The organism is Noviherbaspirillum sp., from assembly GCF_035944575.1.
In the GTDB taxonomy this organism is placed as follows: domain Bacteria; phylum Pseudomonadota; class Gammaproteobacteria; order Burkholderiales; family Burkholderiaceae_D; genus Noviherbaspirillum.
Window position 1 is genome coordinate 1 of record NZ_DASZBA010000136.1, and the last position, 16838, is coordinate 16838.

The following is a 16838-nucleotide window of genomic DNA, read 5'->3' on the forward strand; positions in this document are numbered from 1 at the left end:
AATACTTCTCCTGGCACAAATGGCTGGGCGTCACGGTGCTGACGCTTGCCTGCCTGCGACTGTTATGGCGACTTACGCATGCAGCGCCGGCCTATCCCGACAATATGCCCGTCTGGCAGCAGGGTGCGGCGCACAGCCTGCATGGCTTGCTGTATGTACTGATGTTTGCCGTGCCGCTGTCCGGCTATTTCTACAGCCTGGCGGCCGGCGTGCCGGTGATCTACCTCGGCATCGTCCCCCTGCCGGTTCTGCTTGGCCCCGATCCCGAATTGAAAACCCTGCTCAAGGAAGTCCACTACTGGCTTAACGTTGTACTGCTTGGCAGCGTCCTCCTGCATGTGGCCGCAGCGCTCAAGCATCACTTCATCGATCGGGACGGCGTCTTCAAACGCATGCTGCCCTGACGATTTTTCATGAAAGGATCGTTGATGTTCCAGAATTTCCCCCTGCGCCGAAGTGCGGCCATTCTCGCCATGACGCTGGCCCTGCCCGCTGCCGCAGCCATGCTGAAGACTGATCCGGCGAAGAGCAACGTTGCCGCCGTATTCAAGCAGATGAATGTTCCGGTGGAAGCGAAGTTCAAGAAGTTCACTGCGCAGATCGATTTCGATGCCGCGAAGCCGGAAGCGTCGAAGGCCAGCATTGAAATCGACACCGCCAGCCTTGACCTCGGCGATCCGGAATACAACAAGGAAGTGCAGAAAAAGGAATGGTTCAATTCCGCTCAATTTCCTAAGGCGACCTTCGTATCCAGCACGCTCAAGCCGGCCGCCGCCGGCAGATTCGATGTCGCGGGCAAGCTGACCATCAAGGGCAAAACCGCCGATGTCAGTTTCCCGCTGACGGTGAAAAAAGATGGGAACGCCCAGGTATTCGAGGGCACCCTGCCGATCAAGCGCCTGGCCTACAACATCGGCGAGGGAGAATGGAAGGACACCAGCATGGTGGCCGATGAAGTCCTTATCAAGTTTCGTGTCGTCGCATCGCAATAAACCTTAACAACGACGTAATTCCTTCAATCCGGAGAAATCAACTATGCAACTGAAACGCCTTATCGCCATCATCCTCGCCGCAGGCGCCACATCGGCATTCGCGCAGACCTACAACATCGAACCGAACCACACTTATCCGAGCTTCGAGGCCGACCATCTGGGCATCTCGGTATGGCGCGGCAAGTTCACCAAGACAAGCGGCAAGGTCGTGCTCGACCGCGAGGCAAAGACCGGAACAATGGACATCGCGATCGATGCCAACTCGATCGACTTCGGTCATCAGAAAATGAATGATCATGCCAAGTCGAAGGACATGTTCAACGTTGAACAATTCCCGACCATCACCTACAAGGGCAAGGCAATCAAGTTCAATGGCGACCAGCCGGTTGCTGTCGAAGGCGATCTGACCATGCTCGGCGTGACCAAACCGGTGACGCTGACGATCAATAAGTTCAAGTGCATCGAGCACCCGATGCTGAAGCGTGAAGTCTGCGGCGCGGATGCGACCGGCGAATTCAAGCGCACCGACTTCGGCTTGAATTACGGTGTGCCGCGTTTCGCACCGGAAGTGAAGCTCGCGATCCAGGTCGAGGCACTGAAGGCCGACTGATAGCCACCTTCCATCCCGGCCGGCATGTCATTGCCGGCCACCTCCCGCCCCCTATTTCGCTCCATCGACATGAAAGAACGGTATTTACGCAGCATCCGGCTTCTAGCGGAGTGTTACCAGGCGTTTGAACAGATATCGGGCTCCCATGTTCGTTCGCTGAACCTGACGCCGGCGCAGTTCGACATCATCGCCACGCTGGGCAACACGGAAGGCATGTCGTTCAAGGAATTGGGCGAGAAAACCCTGATTACCAAGGGCACCCTGACCGGCGTCGTCGACCGCCTGGAAGACAAGGGACTGGTGAAACGGGTGACACGATCGGAAGACCGGCGCAGCACCATCGTCCGCCTGACGGCGAAAGGCGTGCGGGAATTCGAGCGGGTTTTCACGCCGCATGTCCAGTTCTGCAAGAAGTCGTTTGCCGCCTATGGTGAAGCCGACTTTGCGTCGCTCGAGAAGGAGCTGACGAAGCTCAAGCTGCATTTGCAGGCGGGGATGACGGAAGGCGACAACTGAGGATTGCTGCGCTCACCCCATGAAAAAAGCCAGTCCGAGGACTGGCTTTTTACTGAAGCGCATAGTCAAGCCGCAGATCAGACCACAGCGCCGTCAGTCTCGTCCTTCTCCTTCACCGGCTTGATCAGGTCTTCGCGCTTGACCCCCAGCCACATCGCAACGGCCGCGGCAACGAACACCGACGAATAGATACCGAACAGAATGCCGATGGTCAGCGCGATCGCGAAGTAATGCAGCGTGGCGCCGCCGAAAAGCAGCATGGACAACACCATCGCTTCGGTCGAACCGTGCGTGATGATGGTACGGGAAATCGTGCTGGTGATCGCATGGTTCATTACGTCGGCGGTCGACATCCTGCTGTTGCGGCGGTCGAGGAAGGTTTCCCGTACGCGGTCGAACACCACCACCGATTCATTGACCGAATAGCCGAGCACCGCAAGGATGGCGGCCAGCACCGTCAGTGAAAATTCCCACTGGAAGAAGGCGAAGAAGCCGAGAATGATCACCACGTCGTGCAGGTTCGCGATGATCGCGGCAACGGCAAATTTCCATTCGAAGCGGAACGCCAGGTAGATCACGATACCAATCACCACCATCGCCAGCGCCAGCAAGCCGTCATGCGCGAGTTCGTCGCCGACCTGCGGACCGACGAACTCGACCCGCTGCAATGTCACCCCTGCGTCCTGGCTCTTCAATGCTGCGAACACCTGTTCGCTCTGCCGGCCGGCATCGACGCCTTTTTGCGCAGGCAGGCGGATCATCACGTCCTGGGCTGTGCCGAAGCTCTGCACCTGGAATTCGGCGTAATTCAGTCCTTCGATGGTCTTGCGGATCTTTTCCAGGTCGGCCGGCTGCTGGTACGCCACCTCGACCACCGTGCCGCCGGTGAATTCGATCGACAGGTGCAGGCCTTTGTAGAACAGGAAAAATACCGCCGCAACGAATGTCAGCGCCGAGATCACATTGAATATCAATGCGTGGCGCATGAACGGTATATCTTTTTTAATGCGGAAAAACTCCATGCTCAATCCTTTGTGCGTTGCCTCTCCCGGAAAGGAGAGGAACAGTTATTTCGTCAATTAGGTCTGTCCCGGCTTCCAGATCTGGCCGATCGATATGGTGGCGAGTTTCTTCTTGCGGCCATACCAGAGATTCGCAATGCCGCGCGAAACGAAGACGGCGGAGAAAATCGATGTAAGGATGCCGAGGCAATGCACAACGGCGAAGCCGCGGATCGCGCCGGAACCGAAGATCAGCAGAGCAAGGCCGGCGATCATCGTGGTGACGTTGGAGTCGAGAATGGTCGCCCAGGCGCGGTCGAAGCCGGAGGCGATTGCCGCCTGCGGCGTATTGCCCGCCCGCAGCTCTTCCCGTATTCGCTCGTTGATCAGCACGTTGGCGTCGATCGCCATACCGAGGGTAAAGGCGATCGCCGCCATGCCGGGCAAGGTCAGCGTCGCCTGCAGCGTCGACAGCACCGCGATCAGCAGCATCAGGTTGACCGCCAGGGCGAACACGCTGAAGAAGCCGAACAGGTGGTAATAGATGATCATGAAGATCGCGATGGCGGCAAAACCGTAGAGCGTCGAATTGAAGCCTTTCTGGATGTTGTCGGCGCCGAGTTGCGGACCGATGGTGCGCTCCTCGATGATTTCCATCGGCGCGGCCAGCGATCCGGCGCGCAGCAGCAGCGCGAGGTCATTGGCGGCTTCGGAAGAACCCATGCCGGTGATCTGGAAGCGCGATCCCAGCTCGTCGCGGATGGTGGCGACGGTCAGCACTTCACCCTTGTTCTTCTCAAACAGCACGATCGCCATCAGCTTGCCGATCTTGCTGCGGGTGGCTTCCCGCATCCGGCGGCCGCCGTCGCCGTTCAGGTCGATGCTGACTGACGGCTGCTGGTTCTGGTCGAAGCTGGCGGACGCGCTGGAAATGTAATCACCAGTAATGATCGGATCCTTGTACAGCACGACCGGCGCGCCCTTGCCAACCTTGAACAGCTCGGATCCGAACGGCACGGCGGCGGTTTCTTCAGTGCCGCGCGCCACCGATTCGTCGACCATGCGCACTTCCAGCGTCGCGGTCCGTCCGATGATGTCCTTGGCGCGTGACACGTCCTGCACGCCCGGCAGCTGGACGACGATACGATCGGCGCCCTGGCGCTGGATGATCGGCTCGGCGACGCCAAGCTCGTTGACGCGCTTGGATAAGGTGCTGATGTTCTGCTGGACCGCCTCCTCGGTGGTGCGCTTGAGGGCTTCAGGATTGAACGTGGCGACCAGCTTCAGGTCCGCGCCTTCAGCCGCATCCTGCAGCAGCAGTTCGCCCATCTGCGAGCCCAGCACCTTGCGGGCGGCATCGCGGGTGGCGGCGTCACGGAAGCGAATCTCGATTGCATCGCCGTTGCGGCTGATGCCGGCATGGCGGACATTCTCTTCCCGCAGCTGGGAACGGACGCTGGCTTGCAGGCCCTGCATGCGTTTGTTGGCGACTGCCTTGGTGTCGACCTGCATCAGGAAGTGCACGCCGCCGCGCAGGTCAAGGCCGAGGTACATAGGGAAGGCATGCAGGCTTTGCAACCATTGCGGCGTATTCGGCACCAGGTTGAAGGCGACGGTATAGGTCGGGTCGGCCGGGTCCGGGTTGAGCTCTTTTTCCAGCAAGGCCTTGGCCTTGAATTGCTCATCGGTGCTCGTGAAGCGCGCGCGTACCGAGCCCTGGGTGCCGGATGCTTCGTAATACACGTTTTCAGGCTTGATGCCGGCTTTTGAGAGGATCGAATCGACCTGCGACATGGTGGAGTTGTCCACCTTCACGGTCGCCTTGGCGCTGCTTATCTGTACCGCCGGCGATTCGCCGAAGAAGTTGGGCACCGTATAGAGCACGCCAAACAACAGGGCGATGACGATGATGATGTATTTCCAGAGAGGATAGCGGTTCATAGTGATTCAGCGTTCAGTGCGGCATCAAGGTGTGCAATGGAATTGCAGCTTTGATATTGAGCAGGCAGGCGGACGGTTGTTACAGCGCCTTGATCGTGCCCTTAGGCAACAGGGTTGCGACGGCGATCTTCTGGATCACGACTTCAGTGCCGTTGGCGATTTCCAGTGTCACATAGGCATCGGTGACCTTGGTGACGCGGCCGAGTATGCCGCCCGCAGTGACGACTTCGTCGCCTTTTGTCAACGCATCCATCATCGCCTTTTGTTCTTTCTGACGCTTCATCTGTGGACGAATCATCAGGAAATACAGCACGACGAACATCAGGATGATGGGCAGGAAACTCATCAGGCTGCTTTCCGCGCCGGCTGCGGCGGTTTGTGCATAGGCGTTGGATATGAACACGTTTGACTCCAGATCGTTGATTTAAATAACCCGTCATTCTACATCGGGACATCCGTTTCTTTACCACTACTCCGGTTGCCCGGCTTTCAGGTGCCCCGGCTCCGGTCTGCCCTGAATTGCAATACGAAGGCCTGGAAACGGCCGTCATCGATCGCCTCCCGCATCTGGCGCATGAGGTCGAGGTAGTAATGCAGGTTGTGAATCGTATTGAGGCGCGCCCCCAGAATCTCGCCGGCGCGGTGAAGATGGTAGAGGTAGGCGCGTGAAAAGTTGCGACATGCATAACAACCGCAGGTCTCATCCAGCGGTTTTTCCTCATCTTTGTAGCGGGAATTTTTGATCTTGATGTCGCCAAACCGGGTGAACAGCCAGCCGTTGCGGGCGTTGCGGGTCGGCATCACGCAGTCGAACATGTCGATGCCGTTCGCGACGCCGGCGACCAGATCTTCCGGCGTCCCCACGCCCATCAGGTAATGCGGCTTGTCGGCGGGCAGGCGCGGGCCGACATGCTCCAGCACGCGCATCATGTCCTCCTTCGGCTCGCCGACCGACAGCCCGCCGATGGCGATGCCGTCAAAGCCGATTTCCCGCAGGCCGGCAAGCGACTCGTCGCGCAGCCGTTCGAACATGCCGCCCTGGACGATGCCGAACAGCGCATTCGGGTTTTCTTCCTTGTCGAATTCATTACGTGAACGCTTGGCCCAGCGCAGCGACATCCGCATCGACCTCGCCGCCTCCTCTTCGGTCGCCGGCCTGCCGTCGATCTCGTACGGCGTGCATTCGTCGAACTGCATCACGATGTCGGAATTGAGCACGCGCTGGATCTGCATGGAGATTTCCGGCGACAGGAACAATTTATCGCCGTTGATCGGCGATGCAAACTTGACGCCTTCCTCGGTGATCTTGCGCATCGCGCCCAGCGAAAACACCTGGAAGCCGCCGGAATCGGTGAGGATGGGCTTGTCCCAGCCCATGAATTTATGCAATCCGCCGAACTTCGCCATTACTTCCAGGCCGGGACGCAGCCATAGATGGAAGGTATTGCCGAGAATGATCTGGGCGTTGATCTCGTTGAGTTCGAGCGGCGACATCGCCTTGACCGTGCCGTAGGTACCGACCGGCATGAAAATCGGCGTTTCGATCACGCCATGGTTGAGGGTCAGGCGGCCTCGACGGGCATTGCCGTCGGTTTTGAGGAGTGTGTAATTTAGCATCGGTATGTCATTGCCGGACGGTGCCGAGCGTATCGGCATTCCGTCCCGAACAAGTTAACAGCATGGCATCGCCATAGCTGAAGAATCGGTAATTGTTTGCTATTGCATGCGCATAGGCGGCGCGGATCTGCCGGTAGCCGGCAAATGCCGATACCAGCATCAGCAAGGTGGATTTCGGTAAATGAAAATTGGTGATCAGCCGCGTCACCGTTTTGAATTGATAGCCTGGCGTGATGAAGAGTGCGGTGTCGGCGCTTCCCGGCTGGAGATCGCCTGATTGCGACGCCGATTCCAGCGCCCGCAGGCTGGTGGTCCCCACCGCGATCACGTTCCTACCCGCCGCTTTCACTTCGCGAACGGCATCGGCCGTCTGCTGCGAAATGGTGTACCACTCGCTGTGCATCCTGTGTTCCGCCAGATTCTCCGTCCGTACCGGCTGGAAGGTGCCGGCGCCGACGTGCAGGGTCACGAAAGCGATCCGCACGCCCTTGTCGCGCAGCCGGTCGAGCAGCGGCTGGTCGAAATGCAAACCCGCCGTTGGCGCGGCGACCGCGCCTGGCTGGCTGGCGTAAACCGTTTGATAACGCTGCTCGTCGAAGGCATCGGCGGCATGGTCGATATAGGGCGGCAGCGGCAGGCGGCCATGCTGCTCGATCAGGTCGAACACATCGGCGGGAAAGCGCAGGGTGTAGAACTCGCCGGCCCGCTCCCCCACCTCGACGTCGAATGCATCGGCCAGACGTATCGTGCTGCCGGAGGGTGGTGATTTGGATGCCCGGACCTGGGCATGCACGGTGCGCTGGTCCAGCACCCGTTCGATCAATACCTCGACCTTGCCGCCGCTGGACTTGACGCCGAAGAAGCGCGCTTTCAGCACCCGCGTGTCGTTGAACACCAGCAGGTCGCCCGGCGCCACCAGGTCGACAATATCGGTGAAGGCACGGTCGTGCAGCGCGTCGCCATCGACGTGCAGAAGCCGCGACGCGCTGCGCTCGGCGAGCGGGGTTTGGGCGATCAGCGCTTGCGGCAGGTCAAAATCGAAATCGGAAAGCGAATACATGGATTACCGGCGGTATCGGAGGGCAGCGGGAACTGCTATGGTTGCGGGGTTTGCAAAATTGCATGGCCCTTTCAACGTACTGAACACAACGTCACGCATAACGTCGGGCGCTTTTACAATAACCCGCTATTTTACGCCCTGCCGACCCTTTTACCGATATGCCCGCACCGAAGCAAAAACCCGCGTCGCCCGCCAACACCAGCCAAACCAAGCTGGCCAAGCTCGGCCTGCGCACGGACATGGACCTGGTGTTGCACCTGCCGATGCGCTACGAGGACGAAACCATCGTCACGCCGATTGCCGAAGCCGGCTTCATGTCCGGCAGCGCGGTGCAGGTCGAGGGGGTGGTCACATCCTGCGATGTGCAATACCGTCCCCGCCGCCAGCTGGTGGTCACCATTGCCGACGAGTCCGGCCCGCTGGTGATGCGTTTCCTGAATTTCTACGGCAGCCAGACCAAGCAGCTGGCGGAAGGCGTGCGCGTCCGTGCACGGGGCGAAGTCAGGCACGGTTTCCTCGGGGCCGAGATGGTGCATCCCACCTACCGGCCGGTCAAGGAAGGCGATCCCCTGCCGTCCGTGCTGACGCCTGTGTATCCGGCCGGCGAAGGCCTGTCCCAAACCTTTTTGCGCAAGGCGATTGCCAGCGCCATGACGCGCATCGACTGGCGCGACACCTTGAGTGAGGAATTGCGGGCGGCGCTCGATCTGCAACCGTTCGAAGCATCGGTGCGCCTGCTGCACAATCCGCCCGCCGATGTCGACGAGCACGCCCTGATGGAGCGTTCGCATCCGGCATGGACGCGGATGAAATTCGACGAGTTGCTGGCGCAGCAGCTGTCGATGAAACGCGCCCAGGCAACACGGCGCAACAGGGGCGCGACAGCACTGCCGCGCGTCGGCGAGCTGTCCACGGCGTTCCTGAAGGCGTTGCCGTTCAGGCTAACCAGCGCACAGCAACGGGTGCTGGAAGAGATCCGGCGCGACCTGAAGGAATCCTTCCCGATGCAGCGCCTGCTGCAGGGCGATGTCGGCAGCGGCAAGACGGTGGTGGCGGCGCTGGCCGCGGCACAGGCAATCGACAGTGGCTATCAGGCAGCCTTGATGGCGCCCACCGAGATTCTTGCCGAACAGCATTTTCGTAAGATTGCGACCTGGATGGAACCTCTTGGCGTACGCGTGGCCTGGCTGACCGGCAGCTTGAAGAAAAAGGAAAAGACCGAGGCGCAGGCATGCATCGAATCAGGCGAAGCGCAACTGGTGATCGGCACCCATGCCCTGATCCAGGAGGGTGTTGAATTTGCGAAACTCGGCCTGGTGATCGTCGACGAGCAGCACCGGTTCGGTGTCGGCCAGCGGCTGGCCCTGCGCAACAAAGGCGTCGGCGGTGCCGACACGGTGCCGCATCAGCTGATGATGTCGGCCACGCCGATCCCCCGCACGCTGGCGATGACCTACTATGCCGACCTGGAAGTGTCGGTGATCGACGAACTGCCGCCCGGCCGCACGCCGATCGTTACGCGCATCGTCGATCAGAACCGGCGCGATGAAGTTATCGAGCGGGTACACGCGGCGGCGCTGGAGGGCCGGCAGATTTACTGGGTTTGTCCGCTGATCGAGGAATCGGAAGCGCTGCAGCTTCAGACCGCCACCGATACCCATGCGGTGCTGTCGGCCGCCCTGCCCGACCTCAACGTCGGCCTGGTGCACGGCCGCATGAAGCCGGCGGAAAAGCAGGCGGTGATGGATGCCTTCATCGGCGGCGAGGTGCACCTGCTGGTGGCCACGACCGTCATTGAAGTCGGCGTCGATGTGCCGAATGCATCGCTGATGGTGATCGAACATGCGGAACGCTTCGGCCTTTCCCAATTGCATCAACTTCGCGGACGGGTGGGCCGGGGATCGGCGGCAAGCGTATGCCTGCTGCTCTACCAAAGCCCTCTGGGACCAGTGGCGAAACAGCGCCTGATGACCATGCGTGAAACCACCGACGGCTTCGAAATCGCCCGCCGGGACCTGGAGATCCGTGGGCCGGGCGAATTTCTTGGCGCACGGCAATCGGGGCAGGCCATGCTGCGATTCGCCGACCTGCAGACCGATCAGTGGCTGGTGGAGAAGGCACGCGACCTGGCGCAGACCCTGTTGCAGAAAGACCCCGCCACCGTACATGCCCATCTGGAACGCTGGCTCGGAGGAAGGGAAGAATTCCTGAGGGTATGAGCGCTCGTTGAAAATCACTTCCCGGACAACCCCTGAAGGACAAACAAACCGAATTTTGTCTTTATACTGTGGCTATCGACCGTTCCGGCTTGATTGCGGTTCCGTCAAGCCGCCCAACGCCTACCTACGAGATCGATCATGACTCTGACTGAACTGAAATACATCGTCGCCGTTGCCCGTCAGAAGCATTTCGGTCATGCGGCGGAAGCATGTTTTGTTGCACAGCCGACGCTGTCCGTGGCAATCAAGAAACTCGAAGATGAACTCGGCGTCGTCATCTTCGAGCGCGGCGGCACCGAAATTTCGATGACGCCGTTGGGCGCGCAGATCGTCGCACAGGCGGAGCGCGTGCTCGAACAGACCGCCGCCATCAAGGAAATCGCCAAGCAGAACAAGGACCCGCTCGCTGGTCCGCTGCGCCTGGGCGTCATCTATACCATCGCTCCGTATTTGCTGCCGCCCCTGGTGAAGACCATGATCGAACGGGTGCCGCAGATGCCGCTGGTGCTGCAGGAAAACTTCACCGTCCGCCTGATCGAGATGCTGCGCCAAGGGGAACTCGATGCCGCCATCATGGCATTGCCGTTCGCCGACCAGGGGTTGCTGGTGCAACCACTGTATGACGAACCGTTCGTCGTTGCACTGCCCAAGCATCACGCATGGGCGGAACGCGACGCCATCCGCGCGGAGGAACTGAAATCCGAAACCATGCTTTTGCTGGGGAATGGCCACTGCTTCCGTGACCAGGTGCTGGAAGTCTGCCCCGAGATGTCGCGCTTCTCCACTACGGGGGACGGTATTGCAAGGACGTTCGAGGGTTCGTCGCTGGAGACGATTCGGCACATGGTGGCGTCCGGTATCGGCATCACCATCCTGCCGCTGGCGTCGGTTCCCGACATGCGGGCGAAGGATGGCATGCTGCGCTACGTACCCTTTGTCCAGCCCGGGCCTTCACGACGGGTGGTGATCGCGTGGCGCAAGAGTTTCACCCGCCGCGCGGCGATCGATGCTGTGCGGGATGCGGTGCTGTCGTGTGAATTGCACGGGGTGGAGATGCTGCGTGAGGCGGAGACGGCGGGGGGATGAAGCGGGGAATTCGCAAAGCACTGCTTTGCGCCCGCTGAATCGTCCTGCCTTGCAAGGCAGGACGTGGGGTGAGGCCGTACACATGACTCCCTGCTGACTGCGATTATCTTACGCAGACCGCTTCGACGCCTGCAGACCAAACCAATTCATCCTGCCTTGCAAGGCAGAACATGGGGTGAGACCGTGCACATGGCTCCCTGCTGACCGCGGTTATCTCATTCAATCCGCTTCGACGTCTGCATGTCAAACCAATGCAACGCCCCCGCATCGAAACCGGCAGTTAATTGCTGCCCCGCTTCCGCCGCCGTACCCGCCGCCGCACGGATCACCACCGGCTGTCCACCGGCCAGTCCATGAATCAGCACATCCGCCCCCAGCGCCTCGACCATCTCCACCTGCATCGGCATGCCCGCACGGTTCAGGATCAGGTGCTCCGGCCGCACACCGAGCATGCATTCCCGGTCGGCCAGCGCCGGATGGGCTGATGGCAGCGCGATCGCCGCGCCATGGCCGAGGTCGAACTGCATGCCGTCACGGCTGACCTTGCCGTGCAAAAGATTCATCGGCGGCGAACCGATGAAGCTGGCGACGAATGCAGTGGCCGGCTTGCCATACACTTCGGCCGGCGTGCCGATCTGTTCCGCCCGGCCTGCATTCATGACGATCATCCTCTGCCCCAGCGTCATGGCCTCGACCTGGTCATGAGTGACATACAGGCTGGTGGTGCCGAGCGCGCGGTGCAGCTTCTGGATTTCAAGGCGCATCTGCACCCGCAACTTCGCATCGAGGTTGGACAAAGGCTCATCAAACAGGAACACCGCCGGTTCGCGCACGATCGCGCGCCCCATCGCCACCCGCTGACGCTGGCCGCCGGAAAGCTGGCCCGGCGTCCGCTGCAGCAAAGCGCCGAGCTCGAGAATGCCGGCGGCCTTCCGCACCCGGGCTTCGATATCGCTCTTGGAGAAGCCGCGAATCTTCAGTCCGTACGCCATGTTTTCATAGACGCTCATGTGAGGATAGAGCGCATAGTTCTGGAACACCATCGCGATGTCGCGGTCCTTGGGTTCCAGTTCGTTGACGACGCGCTCGCCGATCACGATGTCGCCGCCGGTGATCTCCTCCAGTCCGGCCACCATCCGCAACAGGGTCGACTTGCCGCAGCCGGACGGCCCGACCATGACGATGAATTCGCCATCGGCGATGTCGATGGAAATGCCATGAATGACCTGAAGGGCTTTCGCGCCCTTGCCATAGGTTTTCGTAATATCTTTTAAGTGGACTTGTGCCATGTCATTTCTCTGAATCGACCAACCCTTTTACAAACCATCTCTGCATGATCACTACGACCAGGCCCGGCGGCAGCATGGCAAGGATCAGCGTTGCCATTACCAGGTTCCAATCCACCGCCGCATCGCCGCCGGAAATCATGGTCCTGATGCCGATGCCGACCGGGTACATGCTTTGTTCGGTGGCGATCAGCAGCGGCCACAAATACTGGTTCCAGCCGTAGATGAACATGATGACGAACAGTGCAATCACATTGGTGCGGGACAGTGGCCACAACACGTCCTTGAAAAACCGCATCGGACCGGCGCCGTCGATGCGCGCCGCTTCCGCGAGCTCTTCGGGCACGGTGAGAAAGAACTGCCGGAACAGGAAGGTCGCGGTTGCCGATGCGATCAGCGGAATCGTGAGCCCGGCATAACTGTTCAGCATGCCGAGGTCCGACACCACCTGGTAGGTCGGCGTGATGCGCACCTCCACCGGCAGCATCAGGGTGAGGAAGATCATCCAGAAAAACAGCGATCGCCCAGGGAAGCGGAAATACACGATCGCGAATGCCGACAACATCGAAATCGTAATCTTGCCGATGGCGATCGCCAGTGCCGAGACAAGGCTTACCCACATCATGTGCGCCACCGGCGGCACCGAGACATTGCCGGAGGCACCCTTGATGATGACGGCGGAGTAGTTGGCGATGAACTGGTCGCCGGGAATCAGCGACAGCGGTGCCGCGGCTGCCTGTTCGGCGGTCTGGGTGCTGGCGACGAAGGCAACGTACATCGGAAAGGCGACGATCACCACGCCGATGATCAGCACGAGGTGACTTATCAGGTCGAGGATGGGGCGGCGTTCGATCATATTTTTACGAGTTCATTAGCCATCACGAATACTTCACCTTTCTCTCCACATACTTGAACTGCAACACCGTCAACGTGATCACGATGGCCATCAGGATCACCGACTGCGCCGCCGCGCTGCCGAGGTCACCACCCTTGAAGCCGTCCTGGAACACCTTGTACACCAATATCTCGGTATCTTTTCCCGGACCGCCGTGGGTCGTCGCTTCGATGATCGCGAAGGTGTCGAAGAAGGCGTACACCATGTTGATCACCAGCAGAAAGAAGGTCGTCGGCGACAGCAGGGGGAACACGATGGTGAAAAAGCGCCGCACCGGTCCGGCACCGTCGATCGCGGCGGCCTCGATCAGGGACTTGGGGATAGCTTGCAGGCCCGCGAGGAAGAACAGGAAGTTGTAGCTGATCTGCTTCCACACTGCCGCCATCACGATCAGGATCATTGCGTGGGTGCCGTTCAGCAGGTTGTTCCATTGGATGCCGATGCGCCCGAGCAGATGGGCGATGATGCCCAGGCTCGGACTCATCATGAACAGCCACAGCACCCCAACCACCACCGGCGATACCGCATACGGCCAGATCAGGAATGTCTTGTAGACTGTCGCGCCCTTGATGATGCGGTCGGCAAAGACCGCAAGGATGAGCGACAGCGTCAGGCCTAGCACCGCCACCAGTATCGAAAACACGGCGGTGGTCTTGAATGACGCCAGATAATTGCTGTCGTTGAACAGGTCCTTGAAATTGTCAAACCAGACGAACTGGGTCGACATGCCGAAGGCATCCTGTATCAGCACCGACTGATACAGCGCCTGCACCGCCGGCCAGAAAAAGAACAGTACCGTGACAACGATCTGCGGCGCGACGAGCGCATAAGGAAGCCAGGGCGATTTGAACCGTGCGCGTTTTTCCATGGTGCGGGACGATGTTGGGAGCGTGGGCGCCGAAATACGCCATTCGATCAGGATGAAAAGGGTTCCGGTGCCGGCCGACGGGCACGCATGGACGAAGGAATCCCGGGTCTCGGAGACTCCTTCATCTTATTGCAATGCTTATGGGACGCGGCAGCCCCTGGGCGGCTTATTTATTGGCTTTTTCAAACCGTGCCAGCAATTCGTCGCCGCGCTTGACCGCCGTATCGAGCGCTTCCTTCGCCGACTTCTTGCCATTCCAGACGTTTTCCAGTTCTTCGTCGATCACGGTGCGGATCTGCACGAAGTTGCCGAGCCGGATACCGCGTGACTTGTCGGTCGTCTTGACGATCATCTGCTGCACCGACACGTCGGTCCCCGGCGTCTTCTGATAGAAGCCGGATTGCTTGGTCAGGTCGTAGGCGGCGCTGGTGATCGGCAGGTAGCCGGTCTCCTGGTGCCACTTCGCCTGCAGCTCGGGTTGGGACAGGAATTTGAAGAATTTCGCCACGCCCTTGTACTCTTCCGGTTTCTTGCCGCTCATCACCCACAGCGATGCGCCGCCGATGATCGTGTTCTGCGGCGCGCCGGCGACGTCGGCGTAATACGGCAATGCCGAAACGGCGAATTTGAACTTGGCATTCTTGGCGATGTTGGCATAGGCCGCGCTGGATGAGGTCAGCATTCCGCATTCGCCGGAGAAGAATTTCGCTTCCGGCTCGTTCTTTCGGCCGCCATAAGTGAAATAGCCCTGCTTCGCCCAATTCGCCATGTTCTCGATATGCCGGACATGCAGCGGGCTGTTGAATTTCAGGCGCGCATCCAGCCCGCCGAAGCCGTTATTCTTGGATGCGAATTCGACGTTATGCCAGGCGGAGAAATTCTCCATGTGCACCCACGATTGCCAGCCGGTGGTATAGGCGCATTTCTCGCCGTTGGCCTTCAGCTTGGCCGCGGCAGTCAGCACTTCCTGCCAGGTCGCCGGCGCCTTGTTCGGGTCGAGGCCGGCTTTCTCGAACATGTCCTTGTTGTAGTAGAACACCGTGGTCGAGCTGTTGAACGGGAAAGAGACCATGGCGCCCTTCGGCGAGGTGTAATAGCCGGCAACCGCAGGCACATACACCGACGCATCGAACTTCTCGCCGGCGGCTTTCATCACGTCGGCCACCGGAACGACCGCGCCCTTGGAGTACATCATGGTTGCGGTGCCGACTTCGAATACCTGGAGCAGGTGCGGCGCATTGCCGGCCCGGTAGGCGGCAATTGCGGCTGCCATGGCTTCGTCGTAGCTCCCCTTGAAGACCGGATTCACCTTGTAGTCGGATTGGCTCTTGTTGAACTGGTCAGCCAGGCCTGCCACGCGCTCGCCGAGCGCACCGGTCATCGAATGCCACCAGGTGATTTCGGTTGCCGCATGCGCCTGACCTGCGAAAGCAGCCACCACACCCGCCGCCAGAACCGATTTCCATTTGAATTGCATTTGTTGTCTCCAAATTTTTGAATGTTATATGTCTGATGTGACAGTCGCGTTACGATAACTGAAAGACCGCATGGCGCGCTTATAATTCGCTTTTGCAGTGCAATATGCGCACCATGAACCGACTTTCCCTCTATGTGCAACTGGTCCGGCTCGACAAGCCGATCGGCATTCTACTCTTGCTGTGGCCGACGCTCACAGCGCTCTGGCTCGCATCCGCCGGCAGGCCGGACTGGCGGCTGGTCCTCATCTTCACGCTCGGCACGGTCCTCATGCGTTCCGCCGGCTGCGCGATCAACGATTACGCCGACCGTGATTTCGACCGGCACGTCAAACGCACCGCGCAGCGTCCGCTGACAAGCGGCCGGATCGCAGGCTGGGAAGCAGTCGCGGTCGCGGCGGCGCTGGCGCTGGTGTCCTTCGCGCTTATCCTGCCGCTGAATGCGCTGACCAAGCAGCTCTCGGTAGCGGCGGTGCTGATCGCCGCCAGCTATCCCTACTTCAAACGCTTCTTCGCCATTCCGCAAGCCTATCTTGGGATCGCCTTCGGATTCGGCATCCCGATGGCCTTCGCCGCCGTGCAGGACACGGTACCACCCGCCGCCTGGCTGCTCCTGGTTGGCAATATCTTCTGGGCGGTCGCCTACGATACCGAGTATGCGATGGTGGACCGCGACGACGACCTGAAGATCGGCATCCGCACCTCCGCCATCACCTTTGGCAGCTTCGACGTTGCGGCCGTGATGCTGTGCTACGCACTCAGCTTCGCGATAACGCTGATGGTCGGCTGGCAGTACGGCCTGCGCGGCTGGTTCCTCGCCGGACTGGCCGTGGCGGCTGCCTGCGCCGCATACCACTACAAGCTGATACACGAACGTGACCGCATGGGCTGCTTTGCCGCCTTCCGTCACAATAACTGGCTGGGTGCCGCGGTTTTCGCCGGCGTTGCGCTCGACTATGCGCTCGCTTGAGACTGAAATCCTTGATCCCTCGCAAGATCAGGCGAAGCGCGTTGCCTACAATCAAGCAAGAATTTCATTAACCTGCAGCAAGGATAAGCATGGATACGATTCAGAAAAATAGCGAACCAGCCGGGCAGCAGACGGAGCCAGGCCAGGACACGACATGGGCGATGTTTGAATCGACGCTGCAGAACGTGGTGGCGAATTACGGTCCGCTGGAAGAACAGTTGCTGGCAACCGGTCGCGAAACGGTAGAAGCAGTGGATCTGTATGTAAAGGAGAACCCTTGGCAGGCTGTTGGCATCGGTGCT

The 16838-nt window shown here is 59.9% G+C and carries 16 protein-coding genes and 1 pseudogene; 8 read left to right on the forward strand and 9 right to left on the reverse strand.

The window, feature by feature from the left end; all coding sequences use genetic code 11:
• The 4 genes from VGU61_RS09365 to VGU61_RS09380 all read left to right on the forward strand — a co-directional run.
• Positions 1-404 (forward strand): cytochrome b (locus tag VGU61_RS09365; protein ID WP_326858850.1); only part of this gene is annotated, 404 nt, incomplete at its 5' end.
• A gap of 69 nt (positions 405-473) precedes the next feature.
• Entirely contained in the window at positions 474-992 is a 519-nt protein-coding gene (locus tag VGU61_RS09370; RefSeq protein WP_414691615.1) for a YceI family protein, read from the forward strand.
• Between the two features lie 43 nt (positions 993-1035).
• Positions 1036-1602, forward strand: coding sequence for a YceI family protein (locus VGU61_RS09375; protein ID WP_326858852.1), 567 nt, complete (start codon positions 1036-1038; stop codon positions 1600-1602).
• 69 nt (positions 1603-1671) lie between these two features.
• The gene (locus VGU61_RS09380; protein WP_326858853.1) at positions 1672-2118 is read left to right on the forward strand and encodes a MarR family transcriptional regulator; all 447 of its coding nucleotides are present in this window, start codon (positions 1672-1674) and stop codon (positions 2116-2118) included.
• A 77-nt stretch (positions 2119-2195) separates the two neighbouring features.
• Here the strand turns inward: VGU61_RS09380 and secF are convergent, their stop codons facing one another.
• From secF to queA, 5 genes are all read right to left on the reverse strand, one after another.
• The gene (gene secF / locus VGU61_RS09385; RefSeq protein ID WP_326858854.1) at positions 2196-3140 is read right to left on the reverse strand and encodes a protein translocase subunit SecF; all 945 of its coding nucleotides are present in this window, start codon (positions 3138-3140) and stop codon (positions 2196-2198) included.
• Positions 3141-3197: 57 nt separating this feature from the next.
• Complete coding sequence (secD, locus tag VGU61_RS09390) at positions 3198-5060, reverse strand: protein translocase subunit SecD (protein ID WP_326858855.1); 1863 nt, start codon at positions 5058-5060, stop codon at positions 3198-3200.
• 79 nt (positions 5061-5139) lie between these two features.
• Positions 5140-5406, reverse strand: coding sequence for a preprotein translocase subunit YajC (yajC, locus tag VGU61_RS09395; protein ID WP_326858865.1), 267 nt, complete (start codon positions 5404-5406; stop codon positions 5140-5142).
• Between the two features lie 143 nt (positions 5407-5549).
• Positions 5550-6677 (reverse strand): tRNA guanosine(34) transglycosylase Tgt, encoded by a 1128-nt coding sequence (gene tgt, locus VGU61_RS09400; protein WP_326858856.1) that lies wholly within the window; start codon positions 6675-6677, stop codon positions 5550-5552.
• A 7-nt stretch (positions 6678-6684) separates the two neighbouring features.
• Complete coding sequence (gene queA, locus VGU61_RS09405; protein ID WP_326858857.1) at positions 6685-7737, reverse strand: tRNA preQ1(34) S-adenosylmethionine ribosyltransferase-isomerase QueA; 1053 nt, start codon at positions 7735-7737, stop codon at positions 6685-6687.
• A 158-nt stretch (positions 7738-7895) separates the two neighbouring features.
• Here queA and recG point away from each other — a divergent pair, with 158 nt between their 5' ends.
• Positions 7896-9956 carry an ATP-dependent DNA helicase RecG gene (gene recG, locus VGU61_RS09410; protein ID WP_326858858.1) on the forward strand — a complete coding sequence of 687 codons (2061 nt, stop codon included), beginning with the start codon at positions 7896-7898 and terminating at the stop codon, positions 9954-9956.
• 138 nt (positions 9957-10094) lie between these two features.
• Positions 10095-11042: a LysR substrate-binding domain-containing protein gene (locus VGU61_RS09415; protein WP_326858859.1), complete on the forward strand. Its 948-nt coding sequence runs from the start codon at positions 10095-10097 to the stop codon at positions 11040-11042.
• A 215-nt stretch (positions 11043-11257) separates the two neighbouring features.
• On the opposite strand, the gene VGU61_RS09420 is transcribed toward VGU61_RS09415, so the two are convergent.
• The 4 genes from VGU61_RS09420 to ugpB form a co-directional block, all read right to left on the reverse strand.
• Positions 11258-12331, reverse strand: coding sequence for a sn-glycerol-3-phosphate import ATP-binding protein UgpC (locus VGU61_RS09420; RefSeq protein ID WP_326858860.1), 1074 nt, complete (start codon positions 12329-12331; stop codon positions 11258-11260).
• A 1-nt stretch (position 12332) separates the two neighbouring features.
• On the reverse strand, positions 12333-13184 hold the full coding sequence (gene ugpE / locus VGU61_RS09425) for a sn-glycerol-3-phosphate ABC transporter permease UgpE (RefSeq protein ID WP_326858861.1): 852 nt from the start codon (positions 13182-13184) through the stop codon (positions 12333-12335).
• A gap of 22 nt (positions 13185-13206) precedes the next feature.
• Positions 13207-14091, reverse strand: a complete 885-nt coding sequence (gene ugpA / locus VGU61_RS09430; protein WP_326858862.1) for a sn-glycerol-3-phosphate ABC transporter permease UgpA — start codon at positions 14089-14091, stop codon at positions 13207-13209.
• A gap of 166 nt (positions 14092-14257) precedes the next feature.
• Positions 14258-15568: a sn-glycerol-3-phosphate ABC transporter substrate-binding protein UgpB gene (ugpB, locus tag VGU61_RS09435; protein ID WP_326858863.1), complete on the reverse strand. Its 1311-nt coding sequence runs from the start codon at positions 15566-15568 to the stop codon at positions 14258-14260.
• Between the two features lie 113 nt (positions 15569-15681).
• Here ugpB and ubiA point away from each other — a divergent pair, with 113 nt between their 5' ends.
• Together ubiA and VGU61_RS09445 are read left to right on the forward strand one after the other, a co-directional pair.
• The gene (gene ubiA, locus VGU61_RS09440; RefSeq protein WP_326858864.1) at positions 15682-16536 is read left to right on the forward strand and encodes a 4-hydroxybenzoate octaprenyltransferase; all 855 of its coding nucleotides are present in this window, start codon (positions 15682-15684) and stop codon (positions 16534-16536) included.
• Between the two features lie 89 nt (positions 16537-16625).
• A pseudogene (locus VGU61_RS09445) lies at positions 16626-16838 on the forward strand (hypothetical protein); the annotation flags it as partial.